Here is a 17,368-nt window from a genome sequence, read left to right as displayed (position 1 = left end):
GTTCGACGACGTTCCGGCCGCACTGCGCGACCAGCTGTGACCCCTCGCGTGCCGCCGCATGCCGTGCGGCGGCACGCGAGGGGTCACAGCTGGTCGCGCAGTGCGGCCGGAACGTCGTCGAACGCGCCGGACTTCCGCCCGATCCGGTCGATGCGGAGCGTCGCCGTCGCACCGTGGGCCGCCAGCCCTTCGAAGGCCGAGACGCGCTCGACGGCCGGGGCCAGAGAGGCGGTCCCCTCCTTCGAGGCACGCTGGTACGTCAGCGGCTTGAGGAACCGGGACACGGAGAGCCCCGCGTTGTAGCGGGCCGTCTTGCCGGTCGGCAGTACGTGGTTGGTGCCGGCGATGCCCTTGTCGGAGTAGGCGACCGTCGACCACGACCCGATGAACAGCGAGCCGTAGTTGGCGAGGTTCACCAGGTAGTAGTCGTCGTCCTCGGTCTGGATCTCCAGGTGCTCGGGGGCGATCACGTCGGCCACGGCGACGGCGGCGGCCGGGTCGTCCACCACGACGACGGAGCCGAAGTCGCGCCACGCCGGGCCGGCGATGTCCCGGGTGGTGAGCGTCTTGAGCTGGCGCTCGACCTCCCCGATCACGGCGCGCCCCAGGTCGGCGGAGGTGGTGATCAGGGCGGCCGGTGAGTTGGGCCCGTGCTCGGCCTGCCCCAGCAGGTCCGCCGCGACCCACACCGGGTCGGCGCTGTCGTCCGCGATGACGGCGACCTCCGAGGGCCCGGCCAGCAGGTCGATGCCGACCCGGCCGAACAGCTGCCGCTTCGCCTCGGTGACGTACGCGTTCCCCGCGCCGACCAGCATGTCGACCGGTGCGTCACCGAGCAGCCCGAAGGCCATCGCGCCGAGGGCCTGGACGCCGCCGAGCGCGAACACCCGGTCGGCGCGCGAGAGGTAGGCGCCGTACAGCACGGCGGGGTGCGCGCCGTGCTCGCCGGACGGGGGAGTGCAGGCGAGGACCGTGGGGACGCCGGCCGTCTTGGCCACGTTCACCGTCATGAAGGCGCTGGCGAGGAGGGGGAACCGGCCGGCGGGCAGGTAGGCGCCGACGCGGGAGACGGGAACGTAGCGCTGACCGCCGGCGACACCGGGAGCCACCTCGATCTCGAAGTCCGTCAGGTGCTCGCGCTGCGCGGCGGCGAAACGGTGGGTGCGCTCGTAGCCCATCTCCAGCGCGGTACGGACGTCCGGGGGAAGCGCGTCCCCCGACTTCTTCAGGTCGGCGGCCTCGATCTCCAGGTCGCCGGACCAGCCGTCCAGCTCCTGGGCGTAGCCGCGTACCGCGTCCATGCCCTTGCGCTCGATCTCGCTCAGCATCTGTGAGACGCGCTCGACCACCGAGGGGTCGCGCTGTGCGGGCGGACCGTCCACGGACGGCTTCTTGAGCCACTGGAACGGGGGGAGGGACTGTGCTTCGTCGTGCGTGATCTGCATGGCAGGGACGCTAGACGGCACACTGCCACAGGACCAGAGGGGCGATTCCTGTCCGAAGCACAGGGTTTCCCTGTGGCTTGTCCCGTGGCTCGGGCGGCCGGTACTCAGAGGCCGAGATCGTCCCGGATCTCGCGCAAGGTGTCCTCGGCGATCCTGACCAGCTCCCGGGTGGCCCGGGACAGCGGATGGCCCCGCCGCTTTACCAGCGCGATCGTGTCGTAGAGGGGGTCGGCGAACGGGACGGTGCGCAGCCCCGCGGGAAACGCCGCCCCGGCGACCACGGCCCGGCTGGCGATCGTGTCGCCCACGCCGGCGGCCACCAGGCCCAGCGCGGCCTCGACGTGTTCCAGCTCGATCAGGGGATCGACCCTCACCCCGGCCAGCTGGGCCCGTTCCGCGAGCTGGCGCCGGGTGGGGTCCTGCCAGCCGTAGTGGGCGTCGTAGAGGACGAGCGGCGTACGGGAGAACGCCTCGATCGTCATGGGCGTCCGGGTGCGCTCCTCGCTCGCGCTGACGAAGAACACCTCGTCCCGCAGCAGCGGCGTCACCACCAGCCCCTCGTCCTCGATGGGCAGCACCACGAGCCCGGCCTCGATCCGTCCCGCCGCCACGGCCGCCGCGGTCTCGGCGGAGTTCTGCCCCACCAGGCGGACCCGGACGGACGGGTAACGCGCGTGGAACAGCTGCACGAGGTTGGACAGCAGGTAGTAGTCGGCGTTGCGCAGCACACCGAAGGTGGCGGTCCCGCCGCCCAGCGAACCCAGGGAGCGCACCGCCCGGGTTCCGCTCTCAGCGGCCTCCACCGCCTGCTGGGCGTACGGCAGCAGTTCCTGGCCAGCCGAGGTCAGGGCCAGGGTGCGGCTGCCCCGCGCGAACAGCTCGGCGTCCAGCTCGGTCTCCAGGCGGCGCACCAGCTCGGAGGCGGAGGCCTGGGCGATGTCCATGGCCCGCGCCGCTGCGGTGAACGACCCGAGCCGCTCCGCCTCGACGAAGGCCCTCAGCTGGTTGAGGGTCATACGCGGTCCGTGTCCTGTCGAGTCGGGGGGGCGCGACGTCTTGACGCCGACGCGGGGGTCCTCGTTCTACCACGGCCGCCGGGCGGCGCGGGTCGCCGCGGCACCCGCGCGGCCCACAGGTTCTTCCTGTGGATCGTGCTGGACAAGGGGATCTTGTCCCGTGGGTGGTCCGGTGATTGGCTCGACCACGCCCCCCGTCCCCGGAAGCCAGCGACCGCGGAAGGCTGCCCAGTGATGACGACTCCCTTGCAGATCGGCCTCGTCCAGACGGCCGCGCGGCACCACGCCGCCGATGCCACCGACGCGTTCGCCGAGGACGTCCGCCGCGTCATGGCGGCGCACCCCGGCGTCCGGTTGCTCGCCTACCCGGAACTGCATCTGTGCGGGCACGAGCCCGGTGAGGACCCCGAGCGGGTCATGACCGCGGGGGCCCAGCCCCTGGACGGCCCGCGGGGTGCCCGGCTGGCCGCCCTCGCCCGTGAGCTGGACATCTGGCTCGTGCCCGGCAGCGTCTACGAGCAGGGTGCCGACGGCCGGACATACAACACCGCCCCCGTCTACTCGCCCGCGGGCGAGCGGGTCGCGGCGTACCGCAAGATCTTCCCGTGGCGCCCTCACGAGACCACGGCGGCCGGCTCCGACTTCGTGGTCTTCGACCTGGCCGGGCACGGACGGCTGGGCCTGACGATCTGCTACGACGCCTGGTTCCCCGAGGTCACCCGCCACCTCGCCTGGCAGGGCGCCGACCTCGTACTGAACCTGGTCCGCACCCCCACCGTCGACCGTGCCCAGGAAGTCGTGCTCGCGCAGGCCAACGCGATCGTCAACCAGGTCTTCATGGCCAGCCTCAACGCGGCCGCGCCGGACGGCCTCGGGCGGAGCGTCGTGGTGGACCCCGAGGGGCGGATGCGCGCCGAGGCCGGGCCCGGGTCGGAGGACGTCCTGACCGACGTGATCGACCTGGCCGAGGCCCGGCGGGTGCGAGCGCGGGGCACCGCGGGGCTCACCCGGGTGTGGGACCCCTTCGAGGACGGCGGGCCGCCACTGGAGCTGCCCCTGTACGCGGGCCGCATCGAGCCCGAGCGCTGGCGTCGCGGCGCCGGTGTGGGCGAAGGTGCCCGGCGTGTTATTGAATGAGGTGTGCGGTCGGAGACTCGGGGCCCGCCGCACGGGTGCGAGTACGGCCCGGCGCCGTGCCGGGGCCGGCGAGCGAGCTGAGAGAGCCGTATGGACACACCCTCTCCTTCGTCCTCTTCGTCCTCGTCGCCGTTCGACCTGGTCAGCAGCGCTTTGGGCAAGTACATCCCGCGCGGCGGAGCGGCGGCGGCCGACGCCTCCGGAGCGCCGGACGAGACCACCGCCCGCGTACGCGTCCATCCCAACCCGGGGGCCGGCCTCCAGGAGCAGATCCTCGGCGCGGTCAACCTGGACCGGGAGCTGCGCATCACGCGCAGCAACCTGGACGCCCCCGTCTTCGCCGGTCTGGACGTCGTGACCGGAAGCCCCTTCGTCGACCTGCTGCCGCCCTGGGACGTACCCACCGTCACCCGGCGGCTGCGGCAGGTGCTGGAGACCGGCGAGGCACACGTCGCCCGGGTCCAGCGGCTGCGGCGCGCGGACGGCTCGGAGCTGGTCGTCTCCATGAGCATCCTGTCCGCCGCGGCGCCGCAGGAGGGCCTGACCGTCTCCCTGATCGCCATGGCCAGGAGACTGCACCTGTACGCCGCCGAGACCGCGATCGGCACCTCGCTGGACATCGGCGAGACCGCGCAGTCGCTGGCGGAGTCGCTGCTGGCCTGGGGAGACGTGGCCGCCATCGACCTCGACTTCGCCGTGTGGACGGGCGAGGGGGTCACCGAGCACGGCCAGGGACGCATCCGGCTGCGGCGGGCGGCCCTGGTGCCGGACCGGGTCTGGCCCGAGGGCTACGTGACTGAGGGCGACGACCTGCCCAAGGACGCGAGTCATCTGCTGGCGCAGGCGATCCGGCGCGACGACGCCGCCCAGGCCATCGTCATCCCGGACCGCGAGTCGATCGAGCGGGTCCTCGGCAGCCCGAAGCTGGTCCGGGCCCTGGTCCCCAGCAACCGGTCGGCGGGTGTGGCCTGCATCCCGCTCGTCCTCGACGGGTCGCCGCCCGTCGTGCTCGGCGTGGCGGAGGTCTGGCGGCGGGCCGACCGCCCCTTCAACGACGGCGAGCTGCTCGACCTCCAGGAACTGGTGGCCAGAACCTCGCACCACGTCGATCTGGCCCGGCAGCACCAGCGCGAGCACACCCAGGTGCTGGCCCTGCAGCGCCGGCTGCTGCCGCGCACCGGGGGCGACACCGTCGAGACCGCCAGCGTGTACCAGCCCGCCACGCCCGACAGCGCGGGCGTCGGCGGCGACTGGGTCAACAGTTTCCCCCTCCCGGACGGCCGTACCGCCCTCGTCGTCGGCGACGTCGTCGGACACGGCCTGGGGGCCGCGGCGACGATGGGCCAGCTGAGCATGGAGGCCCGCGCACTGCTCTCCGCGGGGCTGGCGCCCGACGAGGTGCTGGAACACCTGGACAAGACGGTGACGATGCTGGACGACGCGGAGTCGGGGCTGGCCGCCGGCTACAGCGCCCTCGGATCGACCTGCTGCATCGCCGTCTACGACCCGGTCAGCCACCGCGTGGCCCTGTCCAGCGCCGGCCACCTCCCCCCGGTCCTGGTGCTCCCGGACGGACGCGCCGCGCCGCTCGCGGTCCGCCCGCATCCGGGCCTCGGCGCGGAATTCGCGCTGCGGGAGCCGTTCGGGGTGCACACGTTCGCCGCACCCCCGGGCTCCCTGCTCGCCCTGTACACCGACGGGCTGGTGGAGGATCCCGCCGTGCCGATCGACGAGGGCATCGGCAGGCTCGCGGACGCCGTGTCCACGGTGCACCCCTGGGACGTCCTGGAGGAGGCCGCGCGCTGGGTCGTCTCCGGGCTGTCGCCGCAACGCGGGCGCGACGACGTGACCCTGCTGCTGGCCCGCATGATCGGCTACCGCAAGGGGGACACCGCCACCTGGCGGCTGCCCGCCCGCGACGACGCGGCCGCCCGGGCCCGCACGCTGGTCTCCGCGCTGCTGCGCGAGTGGCGTACCAGGGACGACACCCGGGACAGGGTGCTGCTCCTGGTCAGCGAGCTGGTCACCAACGCGGTCCGGTTCGCCCGCGGGCCCATCACGGTACGGCTGATCAGGGCCGGTCACGGACTGCTGTGCGAGGTCGGCGACACCGGCAACGGCCGTCCCCGCCTCGGCCGCGGCGGACTGCTGGACGACGGCGGTCGCGGCCTGCACGTCGTGCACCGGCTCACCGCCCGGTGGGGGGTGCGGTGGACGGACACCGGCAAGGTGGTCTGGGCGGTGGTGGCCAGGTGACGGCGCGGCCGGGCTACAGCCACTCTCCTTCGAGTGCGGTCGCCGTGAGGCCCGGGGCCGCCGCGTACAGCACGGCGCGACTGCCCGGCCGCTGTCCGGCGTCGTGCGCCCGGCGCATGATGTCGAACACGGCGGCGCCACCGCGGTTGCCGCCGGCGTAGCTGTCCCGGCTGTGGTCGAGGAGCCCCGACGGCCACTCCTCGGGCATGGTCTGCTCCATGTACTCCAGCACGCGCGTCCCGCCGGGGTGCGCGAGCAGTACGTCGGGGTGCCAGGAGCCCGGGTCGTCCTGGTAGCGGTCGTGCAGCCAGTCCCACATGGCGGTGACGGTGTTCTGCACGGCGCGCGGGCCGCGCCGGTCCATCACGAAGTGGGTGCCGTCCGCCCGCGTCTCCAGGCGGTGCAGGTCCTGGGTGTCCGGCAGGGTGTGGTGCCAGGAGGCGTCCAGCCGCAGCACCGACTGGGGCCTGGGGCGGCCCGTGACCACCGTCGCGACCGCGGTGTCCGCGAACAGCAGCCGGACGATCAGGGACTCCAGGGTGTCGTCCGCGGGCTGGTAGGTCGTACTGAGCGCCTCGGAGATCACGACCAGGACCACCCGGTCGGGGTCGGCCGCCACGAGGTCGGCCGCGAGTGCCAGGGAACGGGTCCCGGCGACGCAGGCCCACTGCGAGGCGGGCAGCAGCGTCGTGTCGCCGCGCAGCGGGAGCCGGTTGGCCAGGGCGACGTCCAGACCCGGCAGCGCCGGGGTGGTGGAGTTGCTGGTGATCAGGCAGTCGACGTCCGAGACGTCCAGCCCGGCGATCTGCAGGGCCCCGCGCGCCGCCCGTTCCCCGTAGGCCTGCACGGCCTCCCAGGCCGGGGCGGTGCGCTCCTGCACGGTCTGCGGTGTGGGCACCGATTCGAGGGCGGCGACCACGCGGTCCGCGTCGTGCTCGGTGAACCCGTCGCGGACCAGCGCCTCGCGCGCGGGCCCGGTGCCGGCCGCCGACAGGGCGCCCGAGGCGCCGGGCGCCACCGCGGACTCCAGCGGCAGCATCCAGCCCCGGGTCTCGATGCCGGTACTGGCCGCGATGGCGTCGATCCGGGGCGCCCACGCCGCGTCCGGGTGCCGTTCGCGGACCTCCTCCACTATCTGGCTGGTCTTGACGGCGTGCTCGCCGTGTATGACGGCGGGCGGGCACAGGTATGCGGCCACGATTCGCACCTTTCTCCGGTGAACAAGAGAGGGAATGTCCGAGTGCTGTGGCATGGCTCACTCCAGCACCCCACGTCCAAGTCCATGCCGGCGCGCGTCACTTCGGGCGCCGGCATCCGATTCGAGCATGGGGGCCAAAGGGACATTTGCGCTGTGACTCAGACAACTTGGGCGGCTCTTGTCGTGCGTGACGCTCCACACACCCAGGTGGGGGAACGCCTCCGGAGGTGTCCCTCTCAGACCAGTTCGCCGTTCCGGGCCACCACCCGCCCGCCGTGCACGACCAAGTCGCGCCGGGGCATGTCGACCACGACCTGCGGCAGGCACTCGCCGCGCACCAGCACGAAGTCCGCCGGCGCCCCCGGCTTCAGGTCGGCCCGTGGCAGGCCCATCACGTCCGCGCCGCCGTGCGCGCCGACGTCGTAGCAGGAGGCCAGCTCGTCGTCGAGGCGTACGTCCGTGATCCAGCCCAGCAGATGGGCGCGGTGCAGCATGTCCGCGTCGCCGAACGGGCTCCAGGAGTCGCGCACGCCGTCCGAGCCGAGCCCGACCCGCACGCCGTACTCGCGCAGCGTGGAGACGGGCAGGACCAGGGACTCGTTCGGCGCGACCGTCGTCAGGGCGATGTCCAGCTCCGCCAGGTCCTCGGCCATGGTGCGCAGGGCGCGCTCGGCGAGGAACGGCAGACAGAAGACGTGACTCACCGTCACCCGGCCCCGCAGGGACAGGGACCGGGTGCGGTCGATGATGCCGCGCATGACCCGGGTCCCCTTCTCGTCCCGGTCGTGCAGATGGATGTCGACGCCGATCCCGTGCCGGTCGGCCAGGTCGAAGACCAGGTCGAGCTGTTCCTCCGGAGCCTGGTCGAAGCTGATCGGGTCGATGCCGCCGATCATGTCGACCAGGCCCTCGCGGGCCGCCGTGGCCAGGAGTTCGGCCGTGCCAGGCGTACGGACCACGCCGTGCTGGGGAAACGCCACGATCTGCACGTCCAGCGCGTCCGCCAGGCGGTCCCGCGCCTCGGCGACGCCCTCCACCCCGTCGAGGCCGTAGGCGGGGGCGACGTCCGCGTGGGCCCGCATCGCCCGGGTGCCGCGGGTCACGGCGTGCGCCATCAGTCCGTACGCCCGTTCGCCGACCGGGCGCCGCTGGGAGTGGTACAGCTCGACGTCCTGCTCGCAGTACTCGGCGATGCCGCTCGCGGGCCTGCGCGACACCCACGGGCCGCCCCAACTGGTCTTGTCGGGGTGGATGTGCGCGTCGACGAGCGCCGGCAGCGCCAGCCGGCCGCCGCCGTCGACGACCTTGGCACCCCTGGGCGCCGGCCGGTCCGAGATCCGGCCGTCGAGGACGGTCAGGTCCACCGCCCCGGACCCGCCCGGCAGACGCACGTCGCGGAACACGACGGCACCGCGGGCGTGCCGGGCCGGTTCGGATGACGCGTGCGCCGTCGTGGCGGCCAGGGCGGCGGTGCCGCCCAGCGAGGCGGCACCGGCGAGGACGTTGCGCCGGGACAGGGGCGGAGGGGTCATGCCGTTCTCCTACGGGTCAGGGGTGTTGGGCGGATTGCGGGCGCGGGCCGTGGTCAGACGGGGATGCCCGCACGCACCACCCGGGACGGCTTCTTGAGCAGTGACACGTCGGCCAGCGGGTCGCCGGTCACCAGGACCAGGTCACCGGCGTGCCCCCGGGTCGGCCGGCCCGCCGTGCCCTCCAGGTCGAGCAGCCGCGCGGCGTGCGTCGTCGCCGTGCGGATCGCGTCGAGCGGCGAGAGTCCGGCGGCGTGCATCAACTCCACCTCGCGCCCGATGGGGTCCACCGTGCCGCCGGAGGAGTCGGTGCCCGCCGCCAGCGGCACGCCCAGCTCGTGCGCCGCCAGCACCGCCCGCTTCAGGACGGGCAGATAGGCGCGGCCCCGCTCGGCGAGTACCGGGTCCGAGGACTCGGCGAGGCCCGCGATCGCGGTGAGGGTGGGGGTGAAGTACGTGTCCCGTCGGCGCATCTCGTGCAGGGTGCGCTCGCCGACGAACACGCCGTGTTCCAGGGACCGGATGCCCGCCGTCACCGCGTCGTGGCAGCCCTTCTCGCTGTAGCTGTGGCAGAGCACGCCCTTCCCGCCGCGCCGTGCCGCCGCCACCACCTCGCTGAGCTGGGCGTGCGAGTAGACCTGGGCCAGCGGGTCCTGCTCGGGCAGCCCGGCGCGTTCGTTCACCCGCGTCTTGACCACCTCGGCGCCGCGCGCCAGGTTGACCCGCACGACGTGGCGCAGGGCCTCGGCGGACCGGACCCCGCCCTTCAGCCCGGCCAGCACGGCGAGCTCCGGGTCGGCGAGGAGGGTGTCGCCCAGGTCCGGCGTGACGAAGATGCCCGCCGCCCGCAGCCGGGGCGCCATGCCGGGGGCCCGGCGGGCCAGCTCGCGCACGGCGATGTCCTGGTAGAAGTTGGTGGACCCGCTGCGCGCGCTCGTCGCGCCCTTGCCGACGGCGTCGCGTGCCTCGGCCACGGTGTTGAGGTGGATGTGTGCGTCGATCAGGCCGGGCAGGACCCACTGGCCGTGCGCGTCGAGGCGCGGGACGCCGGCCGGGACGGTGGTCCTGCCACGGGCACCGGCCGCGCGCACCACACCGTCCCGGATCACCACGACGGCGTCCTCGGTGACGTCACCAGTGGCGGGGTCGAGAAGCGTGCCGCCCTCGACGACCAGGTCGCCGGTGCGCGGCCGACGGTCCGAGGTGGTCGCCGCCGCCGGTCCGGCGGAACCGAGGGCCGTCGCGGTACCGGCGAGGGCCGCTGAGGCGGCGAGCACGCCCCGGCGGGTCAGCCGGGGGGACGGGGGCTCGGAGGGCTCGATGCACATCGCTGGGCTCCTGGTGGGGGCGGGGAGTCGCGGCAGGGGGAGACCTGCCTGGCGCCATTTTGTATACCAAGTAATGAGAGCGGGACAAGAGGCTGTCGGATGTGCCCCGAAAATTCGCACCGGTGCTGCACATTTGATGGTCGCCCAGTAGGTAAGGAATCACTTGGTATACAAAGCGCTGTCCCCGAAGAGGGACCGCAGTGCCACGGCCCGGCTGTCCCGGACGTGCAGCAGCGTGCTCGCGGCGGCCGGCTCCTCGTCGCCCGCGGCGATGTGCCGGAAGATTTCCGCGTGCTGGGCCCGCATGTGCGCGGGCTCGGCACGCATGCCGAACAGCAACTGCAACTGCCAGCCGAGCTGCTCCATGGTGCGGGCCAGCAGCGGGTTTCCGGAGAGCGCGACGATCCGCTCGTGGAACTCCGTGTGCGCCGCGACCTCCAGCGCGCCCTCGTCCTCCTCGGCGGCGTCCTCGGCCCGCGCCAGGGAGGCACGCAGTGCGTCCAGTTCCGGCAGCGGCCCGTCCGCCGCCGCGACCTGCCGGGCGGCGAGCCGCGACGCCTGGACGGCCAACGGCTCCCACACCTCGTACAGGTACCGGACGTCGGCCCGCTCCAGACGCCGCACCCGCACTCCGCTGTGCGGCAGCAGTTCCAGCAGCCCCTCGGCGACCAGCGCGCGCAGCGCCTCGCGGACCGGCACCCGGGACATCCGCAGCTCCTCCGCGACCTCCCGCTCCACCAGCCGCGTGCCCATCGGATACCGGCGGTCCACGATGCGCTCGCGCACGGCCTCGCGGGCCCGCGCGCTCAGCGACGTCCGGGTCTGTCCCGCCTGCGGTGTGCCGCCTGCCACGTGCACCGTCCCTCGCCCTCGCCCGCGCTGTTCAGAGCGAGGATACGGTCAGGGCGATCACCGGGCCCGCCCGCGGGCGCGACCGCCCGCCGATCGTCATACTGGCCGGGTGGCGGACGAGGACGAGGGGACGGACCGACGGCTGGAGCAAGCCATCCTGGAACTCCTGGAGCGCCGTCGCCCGGGAGCGACGATCTGCCCCTCGGACGCCGCACGCGCGGTCTACGAAGGGGACGACGACGGCTGGCGCGCCCTCATGGAGCCGGCCCGCGGTGCGGCCGGGCGCCTGGCCGAGGCCGGGGAGGTCACGGTCACCCAGCGCGGTCGCCGGGTCGACCCGGCGACCGCGCGCGGCCCCGTCCGCATCCGCCGCGCCCGCTGACCGGAGTCAGCCGAAGACGTCGTACGTACGGCGGTAGAGGGCGTCGGTGTGTTCGCGGACGTCCCGGTACACCGCTTCAAGGCGCCTGTAGAGGGCGTGGTTCTCCGGGTCCGGGTGGAAGACCTCACCGTCGCGGACCATCCTGGCCGTGGCCTCCTCGAAGTCCGCGTGCACACCGAGACCCACCGCCGCGCAGATCGCGGCTCCCAGGCCCGCGGCGCTGGACGCCTCGGCGCGCCGCGCGGGGACGCCGTGCACGTCGGCCTGGATCCGCATCATCAGGTCGGAGCGCGAGCCGCCGCCGGAGACGATGACCTCGCGGTGGGCCGTGCCCAGTTCGCGTGCCATGCGCTCCGTCGTGTCGTGGACCGTCATCGCGAGGGCTTCCAGGATGGACCGGTAGACGTGGAAGCGGCCGTGGCGTCCGTCGAAGCCCAGCATCGTGCCCTTGCGGAAGGGGGCGTCGTCCGGGGCGAGCCAGTCGAGGACGGTCATCAGCCCGTCGGACCCCGGCGGCACCTTCGCAGCCTCGGCGTTGAGGTAGTCCTCCACCTCCAGCCCGGCGGCGCGCGCCCGGACGGACGCCTCCTCGCCGAGCAGGTCGCGGTACCAGCTGACCGTCCACATGCCGCGCCGCACCCCGCCGGACTCGTAGAGGTAGGAGTGCGGCACGGCGGCGTAGTTCACCCAGAAGTCCGAGGGGCCCGTGACGTTGCGCGGGCCCGTCGCCATGCCGGCCACGTACGTGCCGAGCGAGACGAGGAGGGTGTCGGGGGAGCGCAGCCCGCAGCCCAGGGCCTCGACCGCCTTGTCGTTGGCCGTGGCGACCACGGGGACCCCGGCGGGGATGCCGGTGTGGAGTGCCGCGGCCTCGGTGACCCCGCCCAGGACGTCACCGGGCAGCACGAGGTCGAAGAGCAGCTCGCGGCGCAGGCCGAGCTTCGCGATCTCCGCGTCGTCGTCGCTCCACTGCCAGGTGTCCGGGTCCAGGGGCCACATCCCCGCGTAGTTGGCCGCCGTGTCACGGAACTTCCCCGTCATCCGGTGACCGATGTAGCCGGAGCTGGTCGTGACGCGGGCGGCCTCGGGGGCGGAGTCCTGGTAGGGGTGTCCGACGCGCTCGTCCATCCAGCTCATGACGGGCTGGGCGAGCGTGCCGTCCGCCTTGAGGACGGCACGGCAGAAGCGGATGGTGCACAGTCCCACGCCCACGATGTCCGCCGGGTCCCCGTCGAACGCCGCGAGCGCGGCCCGGCTGGCGGCGCCGATCGACGTCCACAGATCGTCGTCCGGATGCTCCACGACGCCGGGCCGCGGGGTGTCGTAGGGGCGCAGCGCGGCGCGGCCCTCGCTGACGACCCGCCCGTCGGTGTCGAAGACGGTCACCTTCGAGGACTGCGAGCCGTTGTCGATGCCGATGAGGTAGCGGGGACGGGCGCTGGACATGGCCACTCCGGAGAGGTCGTGCGGGTCGGGGAAGGAGCAGGACCCCGGCCGGCGTGACGGCGGCCGGGGTCGGCTGGGCGGCTGGCTCAGGCGTCCATGGGGAAGATGGTGCCCTTGTTCATGATCCCGTTGGGGTCGAAGGTCTCCTTGAGCTTGGCGAGGATCCGGTACGCGCTGCCGTGCTCCTGCGTGGTCCACGGGGCGCGGTACTTGCCGATGCCGTGGTGGTGGACCATGGAGCCGCCCACCTTCAGCGCCTCCTCGACGATGATCGCGTTGAGGGGGATGTGGTACTTCTCGATCTCCTCGCGCGGCTCGCAGTTGATCCGGTAGTCGTAGACGAAGTACAGGTTGGTGCCGGTCTGGTAGCTGTGCGAGGAGTGGGCACCGAGCATGACCAGGTCGTCGGCGGCCGGGAACTCGGTGCGGATGCGCCGGATCACGTTGTCGTACAGCTCGACGGTGCGCGACCAGTCCACGGAGACCTCGGTGGTGTAGCCGAGTTCGCCCTTGGCGAGCATGACCTGCTTCTCGGCCTCGATCTTGTCGACGCCCCAGTTGAGGTTGTCGAACCAGTCCTCGATCAGCCGCGGGTCGACCTTGTCGTGCGGGTACTGGGCCAGGACCCGCTCGATCTCCTCGCTGGTGGCGCGCACGAGGCCCTTGGGCCCCTCCGCCACGAAGACGACGACGACCTTGCCCTGGTAGAAGTGCGAGAAGTGCTGGCGGGCGTCCTCGGGCGAGTAGACCCGGACGACCGACGGCTTGAACCCGTTCGTGACGACCTCGCGGATCGCCTTGACGCCGGTGGCCATGTCGTCGACGAGGAAGCCGTGGAACTCGTTGTTCTCCGGCTGGTACTTGAAGACCTTGACGGTCACCTCGGTGATGTAGCAGAGGGCGCCCTCGTTGCCGATGACGACGTGCCGGATGTCGGGTCCGGCCGCGCGGCGCGGGACGTTCTTGATGCGGGTGACCGAGCCGTCCGGGAAGACCGCCTCCAGACCGACCACCATGTCCTCGATCGCGCCGTAGAGCGTGGAGAACTGGCCGATGGAGCGGGTGGAGACCAGCCCGCCGTACTGGGCGAGCGGCTTGGACTGCGGGGAGTGGCCCGTCGTGAGCCCCTGCTCGCGCAGCTTGTCCTCGAGGACCTGGAGCGGCACTCCGCACTCCACGGTCACCTGCATGTTCTCGGCGTCGATCGCCAGCACCCGGTCCAGGCCGGAGCCGTCGAGCACGATGGTGTCCTCGACCGCGGTCTCCAGACCGCCCTCGGTGCCGGTGCGGCCGGTCCGCGCGACCACGTTGATCCGGTTGTCGTTCGCGAAGGCCAGGACCTTCGAGACGTCCTCGGTGGAACGGGCGTTGACGATCGCGGCCGGGAGCGGGGCGTCGAAGATGCCGTGTACCGACTGGTACTTCTTGAACCGGTCGACGCTCGCGAGCTTCAGCTCCTCGGTGTCGGTGACGACCTGTCCGGCGTCGAGCATTCCGGTGAGGTGGGCGACGATGTCTTCGCGGGTGAGCTTGGAGAGCGACTGGGCCATGGTGATCTACCTCTTGGTGTGCGGTGCGTGGGGGAGGGCGTGGCGCGGGGGGTTCAGCGGACCAGGTAGCCCCCGTCCACCGGGAGGACGTGCCCGTTGACGTAGTCCGACGCCCGGGAGGCGAGGAAGACGGTCGCGCCCATCAGGTCCGCGACGTCGCCCCAGCGGCCCGCCGGGATGTGGTCCAGGACGCGCTGGTTGGTCTCCGGGTTCGCCCGCGTCGCCTCGGTGATCTTCGTGGCGAAGTAGCCGGGCGCGATGGCGTTGACCTGGATGTTGTGCTGGGCCAGCTCGTCGCAGTACGCCTTGGTGAAGCCCACGATGCCGTGCTTGGTGGCCGCGTACGCGGGCGACCACTGGCCGCCGAGGAACGAGAACATCGACGCGATGTTGATGATCTTTCCGGAGCGCTGCGGAACCATGAACCGGACTGCCTCGTGGCTGAGCTCGAACGGGGCCGTGAGGTTGATGTCGACCATCGGGTCCCACTGCTCGCGGCCGAACTCCTCGACGTCCGCGATGTTGCAGATGCCCGCCGAGTTCACCACGATGTCGACCGATCCGAAGGCCTCCGCGCAGCCCTCGACGATCCGCCTCGGCACGCCGGGCCCGGTCAGGTCCGCCTTCATGAACTCCATGCGGCGGCCCTCGGCCTCGATCAGCTCGCGGGTGGTGCCGTCGTCCTCGGTGACGGACGGCACGAACACGTCGGCGCCCGCCTTGGCGAGGGCCAGCGAGAACGCCCGGCCGAGACCCGTGTTGCCGCCGGTGACGATGGCGCTGCGGCCGTCGAGGGAGAAGAAGTCCCGGTCGAAGTCGGTGATGTCCATGGTGAGTGACCTTCCTCAGAGCGCGGGGGCCGGCTCGGTGGGAGCCGGCGCGGACGCCGCCGCACGCGCGGCCAGCTCCCTGCGGCGGATACGGATGGTGAGTGTGGTGAACAGCAGGCCCAGCAGCGCCGCGGCCAGCAGGAAGACGAACATGGTGGTGTAGCCGCCGCCGCGCTCCGGCACCGCCGGACTGGCCGAAGGGTCGCCGATCCACCAGGCGGCGAGCGACGGCAGGAAGGCGTCCGGCAGGAACGCGATCCCGGAGACCAGGCCGATCACCCCGCCCCGCTCGTTGGCCGGGATCTCCACCTCCCCGACGGTGGCGAAGTACACCCCGCGGCTGGCGAAGACGAACAGGCAGAGCAGGAACATCAGCGTGACGGCGACCCAGCCGAAGGCCGTGCTGCGCGGCAGTACGAGGAACAGCACGGCGGCAGCGGCGCACCCCAGGAACATCCAGCGCAGGAAGCGCGGCGTCGACCGGGTGACCTTGTCGACGACCACACCGCCCGCGGGCCCGGCGGCGAACTGGAACACGTACGTACGGACCACACCGATGACACCGATCAGACCCGCCGCGATCCCGTAGTGGTGCTCGAGCAGCGGCGAGAAATAACCGAGCGTGGTGTAGAAGCAGTACATCATCATCACGGTGAGCCCGATGAGCCACGTGTATTTGTTGCTGGCTGCCCGCCACAGCTGCTTCAGCGTGACGGTGCTGGAATCCAGCGCGGCCAGTTTCTCCTTGTCGCTGTCCACGAAGAACCAGATGAGCGCGGCGAAGACGAAGGCGAGTATTCCGTAGAGCCGGATGAGCCACGTGACACCCGCCGCCTGCGTGACGGCCGTCGCCACCAATGCGGTGCCGACGAATCCCACGAGGGTGGAGGTGACTCCCCGCGCGCCTTCCAGGAAGCCGAAGAGCCGGCCCTGTTCCGAGGCGTCGCCGAGCATTCCGATGGCCTTGAGCAGAGCCGGCCAGTAGAGGCCGGTGCCCATGACCGCCATAAGGGCGTGCGCGACGAGCGTACCGGTGTAGCCGGGGGCCTGCGCGATGTACAGATCCAGCACGCCGGTACCGGCCAGACCCAGCGTGACCAGGACCTTCGGCGAGAACTTGTCGGCGAACCAACCTCCCGCGAAGTACATCACGATCGCCACGATGCCGAACACGGAGATGATGTTGCCGTAGTCCTGCGTCGAAAGGTGCAGCGCCTCGGCCGTGGGGCCGAGAAAGACGAAGCGGATGTAGGCGACCTGGAAGATGATGCCGCACGACATCGACAGGATCAGGAATCCCGTCCATTTCCGCGCTCTGTTCACAGTCCACCTCGTTGTGGTTCGCAATCGGGCAACAAAAAAAGAACAGCAACTCTCGACGGGCGAGGAGTTACTGTTCTCTGGTCTCTAGTAACTGCTCCGGCGCGGAGGCCGGAGCCGATATGTGATTGTGGCGGCCGAACGGGTGATCAGATGGCCGCAGGGCAAACCTAGGGTGACGCTCGGGCGAGTGTCAAGGGTCCACCGGCGGTGTCACATCTCCCAGACATCGGTATTCGACGAGGCAATCGCGGCGGCGCCCGCCTTGAGCGCGGCGAACACGTCGTCCCGGTCGCAGACCAGGCCGCCCGCGATGAGCGGCACGTCGATGTCGGCGACGACCCAGGAGATGACCCGTGGCATGCACCCCGGGAGGATCTCCACGCAGTCCGCCTGCGAGGACCGCACCTGCGGCGCGAGCTTGCGGTACGAGAGCGAGTCGATGAGGAAGAAGCGGTGCACCGCGTACAGGCCCAGCTCGCGGGCGGCCCGCACCATGAACGCCTTGGAGCTGAGCACCCCGTCCGCGGCCGTCTTCTCCTTCACGTACCGGACGACGATCTCCTTGCCCGCGAAACCCTCCAGCAGATCTACGTTGACCAGGACCGTCCGGCCGTCCTCCTTCAGCCGGGCCACGATCTCCGGCAGGTCCAGGACCGTGCCGTAGAGCAGGAAGACCACGCGGCAGTCGGAGCGCAGCACGGCCTCCAGCCCCTCCGCGTCCTTGACGCTGGCGACGACCGGGTTCTCCTCCAGGAGGGCGGGCAGTGGTGGGGTGTCCAAGATGCGCTCCTAGCAGAGGCAGGCGGTGTCCTCTCAGGGTAGGACGAGGACGCGGGGCACCGGCTTCCGGTCTCCGGCCGCCGTCGGCCACCGTCCTTGACGCGGGCTCGCGGCCCTCCCATACTGACGGCCAAATCGATTTGGCCAAATCGATTTGGCTCTCCGTCCAGGGCCGGATCGCTGTTCCAACCCGAGCGTGCTGCAGGCCCGAACGGAGTCCGACGTGACCAGTGCCCACCAGAGCCGGCCGCCCCAGGCCGGACGTACCGATCAGCCCCCGCAGGCCCCGCCCCCGG

Annotated in this window: 14 protein-coding genes; 3 read left to right on the top strand and 11 right to left on the bottom strand. The window is 71.9% G+C overall.

Annotation, left to right across the window (positions count from 1 at the left end):
* Positions 1-83: 83 nt before the first annotated feature.
* Together hisD and DMH12_RS28260 are read right to left on the bottom strand one after the other, a co-directional pair.
* On the bottom strand, positions 84-1,445 hold the full coding sequence (gene hisD, locus DMH12_RS28265) for a histidinol dehydrogenase (protein ID WP_125494277.1): 1,362 nt from the start codon (positions 1,443-1,445) through the stop codon (positions 84-86).
* Between the two features lie 104 nt (positions 1,446-1,549).
* Positions 1,550-2,461, bottom strand: a complete 912-nt coding sequence (locus DMH12_RS28260; RefSeq protein ID WP_125494276.1) for a LysR family transcriptional regulator — start codon at positions 2,459-2,461, stop codon at positions 1,550-1,552.
* A gap of 234 nt (positions 2,462-2,695) precedes the next feature.
* Between DMH12_RS28260 and DMH12_RS28255 the strand changes: the two genes are divergently transcribed.
* Positions 2,696-3,598 carry a carbon-nitrogen hydrolase family protein gene (locus DMH12_RS28255; RefSeq protein WP_125494275.1) on the top strand — a complete coding sequence of 301 codons (903 nt, stop codon included), beginning with the start codon at positions 2,696-2,698 and terminating at the stop codon, positions 3,596-3,598.
* A 90-nt stretch (positions 3,599-3,688) separates the two neighbouring features.
* A complete protein-coding gene (locus DMH12_RS28250; RefSeq protein ID WP_125494274.1) occupies positions 3,689-5,854 on the top strand; it encodes an ATP-binding SpoIIE family protein phosphatase in 2,166 nt (721 codons plus the stop codon).
* A gap of 13 nt (positions 5,855-5,867) precedes the next feature.
* Here DMH12_RS28250 and DMH12_RS28245 read toward each other — a convergent pair whose 3' ends face one another.
* The 4 genes from DMH12_RS28245 to DMH12_RS28230 all read right to left on the bottom strand — a co-directional run bounded on the left by DMH12_RS28245 (position 5,868) and on the right by DMH12_RS28230 (position 10,761).
* On the bottom strand, positions 5,868-7,052 hold the full coding sequence (locus DMH12_RS28245; RefSeq protein ID WP_125494273.1) for a type III polyketide synthase: 1,185 nt from the start codon (positions 7,050-7,052) through the stop codon (positions 5,868-5,870).
* Positions 7,053-7,288: 236 nt separating this feature from the next.
* Positions 7,289-8,584 (bottom strand): amidohydrolase family protein, encoded by a 1,296-nt coding sequence (locus tag DMH12_RS28240; protein WP_125494272.1) that lies wholly within the window; start codon positions 8,582-8,584, stop codon positions 7,289-7,291.
* A gap of 53 nt (positions 8,585-8,637) precedes the next feature.
* On the bottom strand, positions 8,638-9,909 hold the full coding sequence (locus DMH12_RS28235; RefSeq protein ID WP_125494271.1) for an amidohydrolase family protein: 1,272 nt from the start codon (positions 9,907-9,909) through the stop codon (positions 8,638-8,640).
* 159 nt (positions 9,910-10,068) lie between these two features.
* The gene (locus DMH12_RS28230) at positions 10,069-10,761 is read right to left on the bottom strand and encodes a GntR family transcriptional regulator (protein ID WP_260474373.1); all 693 of its coding nucleotides are present in this window, start codon (positions 10,759-10,761) and stop codon (positions 10,069-10,071) included.
* A 109-nt stretch (positions 10,762-10,870) separates the two neighbouring features.
* On the opposite strand from DMH12_RS28230, the gene DMH12_RS28225 reads away from it, so the two are divergent.
* Entirely contained in the window at positions 10,871-11,143 is a 273-nt protein-coding gene (locus tag DMH12_RS28225) for a DUF3253 domain-containing protein (RefSeq protein ID WP_125494269.1), read from the top strand.
* 6 nt (positions 11,144-11,149) lie between these two features.
* Here the strand turns inward: DMH12_RS28225 and DMH12_RS28220 are convergent, their stop codons facing one another.
* The 5 genes from DMH12_RS28220 to DMH12_RS28200 all read right to left on the bottom strand — a co-directional run bounded on the left by DMH12_RS28220 (position 11,150) and on the right by DMH12_RS28200 (position 17,072).
* A complete protein-coding gene (locus DMH12_RS28220; protein ID WP_125494268.1) occupies positions 11,150-12,589 on the bottom strand; it encodes an FGGY-family carbohydrate kinase in 1,440 nt (479 codons plus the stop codon).
* Positions 12,590-12,675: 86 nt separating this feature from the next.
* Positions 12,676-14,139, bottom strand: a complete 1,464-nt coding sequence (locus DMH12_RS28215; protein ID WP_125494267.1) for an FAD-binding oxidoreductase — start codon at positions 14,137-14,139, stop codon at positions 12,676-12,678.
* Between the two features lie 53 nt (positions 14,140-14,192).
* The gene (locus DMH12_RS28210; RefSeq protein ID WP_125494266.1) at positions 14,193-14,969 is read right to left on the bottom strand and encodes an SDR family oxidoreductase; all 777 of its coding nucleotides are present in this window, start codon (positions 14,967-14,969) and stop codon (positions 14,193-14,195) included.
* 15 nt (positions 14,970-14,984) lie between these two features.
* Positions 14,985-16,292, bottom strand: a complete 1,308-nt coding sequence (locus tag DMH12_RS28205) for a nitrate/nitrite transporter (protein WP_125494265.1) — start codon at positions 16,290-16,292, stop codon at positions 14,985-14,987.
* 210 nt (positions 16,293-16,502) lie between these two features.
* Positions 16,503-17,072, bottom strand: coding sequence for a glycerol-3-phosphate responsive antiterminator (locus DMH12_RS28200; RefSeq protein ID WP_234957758.1), 570 nt, complete (start codon positions 17,070-17,072; stop codon positions 16,503-16,505).
* Positions 17,073-17,368 lie beyond the last annotated feature (296 nt).

It is taken from the genome of Streptomyces sp. WAC 04229 (genome assembly GCF_003947455.1).
GTDB lineage: Bacteria > Actinomycetota > Actinomycetes > Streptomycetales > Streptomycetaceae > Streptomyces.
The sequence above is the reverse complement of the archived record's forward strand: the minus strand, read 5'-3'. Positions and strand labels throughout refer to the sequence as shown.